The sequence below is a fragment of the Mariniluteicoccus endophyticus genome (genome assembly GCF_054780035.1).
In genome coordinates this window covers 1-2159 of the sequence record NZ_BAAGXC010000034.1, presented here as the reverse complement: position 1 = coordinate 2159, position 2159 = coordinate 1, and the positions used below count along the sequence as shown (strand labels likewise).

The window sequence follows — 2159 nt, the reverse complement described above, 5'->3', positions numbered from 1 at the left end:
TACGCCCAGCCGAGTACGCTCGGCAATGCACCCATCAAATCGAAACCGACGACTCACACACCGTCCGACCGAATGACGGGGGCGGCCCAGACCCAGCGAAACTCAAGCGCCTCATCGTTGACCTGATCAACAAGGAGCAGTGGTCGGCTTCCGGAACTGATCTCAAGGGTGACGCCTACGAGCAACTTATCGCGAAGGGAGCCTCTGACAAGGGCTCAGGCGCCGGCCAATACTTCACCCCGCGAGATCTGATCCAGGCAATCGTCGACGTGATCCAGCCATCAGCCGACGACTCGGTGATTGACCCCGCGTGCGGCACTGGAGGGTTCCTCCTCGTCGCTCATAACTATGCATCGAGCCACGCCGAGCGACTGACGCCGATCCAACGCGACCGCCTGCGCGACGACTTCGCTCACGGTACAGAACTCGTGGACGGTACCGCACGGCTCGCCGCGATGAACCTCCTGCTGCACGGCATCGGCACGCCCGGCGGCGACTCGCTGATCGACGTACGTGACGCGCTCATCGCCGACCCTGGAGAGCGCTACAGCGTGGTGCTCTCCAACCCGCCGTTCGGACGTAAGTCGTCGATGACCATGGTCGGCGCCGATGGCCACGAGTCGAAGGAAGACACCGAGATCGAGCGAGCTGACTTCGTCACCACTACCTCGAACAAGCAGCTCAACTTCCTGCAGCACATCATGACAATCCTCGACATCAACGGCCGCGCCGCCGTTGTACTTCCCGACAACGTGCTGTTCGAAGGCGGGGCGGGCGAAGTGCTGCGACGCAAGCTCCTCAATGACTTCGACCTACACACAATCCTCCGTCTCCCGACTGGCATCTTCTACGCCCAAGGGGTCAAGGCGAACGTGCTGTTCTTCGACAAGAAGCCCGCGAGTGAGACTCCCTGGACTCGGAAGCTCTGGGTATACGACTTGCGCACGAACCAGCATTTCACTCTCAAGCAGAACCCCCTGCGCAGAGCCCATCTCAACGAGTTCGTCGAGTCGTACTTGGCGGGTGCATCTCGCGACGCGCGCGTGGAATCAGAACGCTGGAAGTCATTCGAGTACGACGAGCTGATCGCCCGCGACAAGGTCAACCTCGACATCACTTGGCTACGCGATGACTCCCTCCACGACCTTGACTCGCTGCCCGCGCCCGACGTCATCGCTCGCGAAATCGTTGAAGACCTCACCGCCGCCCTCGCCGAGTTCGAAGCTGTTGCTGCTGCGCTGGAAGCCGCATCGACCGAGTAGTTGAATTGCCCCGCCTCACGCAGTCAGATGTCGATGTCGGTGGTGACAACTATGGTGTAGTTGTGCTTCGCCGACTCGATCTCAAGGCTCCCTGGCGGTCGCTTGACCAAGGCTTCTGGCCAGATGACTGTCCTCTCGGCTGCCGGACGGTGATCTACGGACACAACGGCAGCGGCAAATCGACCTTGTCGGAACTCCTGCTCGGGCTAGCAGAGGGGACGTCATCGGCCGCTGTGGTTTGGGAAGGCGACGACAAGCAGTGGACCACCGTCCCCGCGGGCGGGACGAGCCCATCGCCATCAATGGCTGTGTTCACGCGCAAGTGGGTGGACGCCAACCTGTCGGCGTTCCTGGATGGCGCCAGCGCCGCGGCCATCGTGACGCTGGGGCGTGAGGCGATTGATGCCAAGGAGGAAGAGGCTCGGCTCGCTGACGAGATCAAGACACTGCGTGGCGAGGCTGGTGAAGCGGCGAAGCAGCGGAATACGGCGGACGGCGAAGTCGACAAGCTCGCCCGCGAAGTTCAGGATCGGATCGTCTCCGAGCTCAAGGAGTTCGACTACAACTACTTCACAAAGAGCCGTTTCTCGGTCACCAAGGTTCGGGACGACCTCCGTGATTACAAGGGCGAGTTCCCGGATAGCAACGCACATGCTGAGGCCTTGAAGCGGCTGGGCGAGGGCGCGCCCGTTCCCGTTGCCGATGTCGCCGCGCCACCTGTAGGGGTTGTCGACCGACTGGAGGCCTTGGCGAGCCTCCTCTCAGCGACACCGACCCGGGTCACCATTGCGGCGCTGGAGGGCAACCCAAAGGCTCAGGCTTGGGTTGAGCGACTGGGCTGACCCCGTTTCGTAGGTCCGGTCGTTATGCGAGTCGTCCTGTTGCCCGCGGTGGCGG

At 62.3% G+C, this 2159-nt stretch carries 2 protein-coding genes; both read left to right on the top strand.

All coding sequences use genetic code 11. The features are described from left to right. The coding region (locus ACYVGD_RS15130) for an HsdM family class I SAM-dependent methyltransferase (RefSeq protein WP_460744615.1) at positions 1-1262 on the top strand (1262 nt) is incomplete at its 5' end. 62 nt (positions 1263-1324) lie between these two features. Further along, positions 1325-2104, top strand: coding sequence for an AAA family ATPase (locus ACYVGD_RS15125; protein ID WP_460744614.1), 780 nt, complete (start codon positions 1325-1327; stop codon positions 2102-2104). Positions 2105-2159 lie beyond the last annotated feature (55 nt).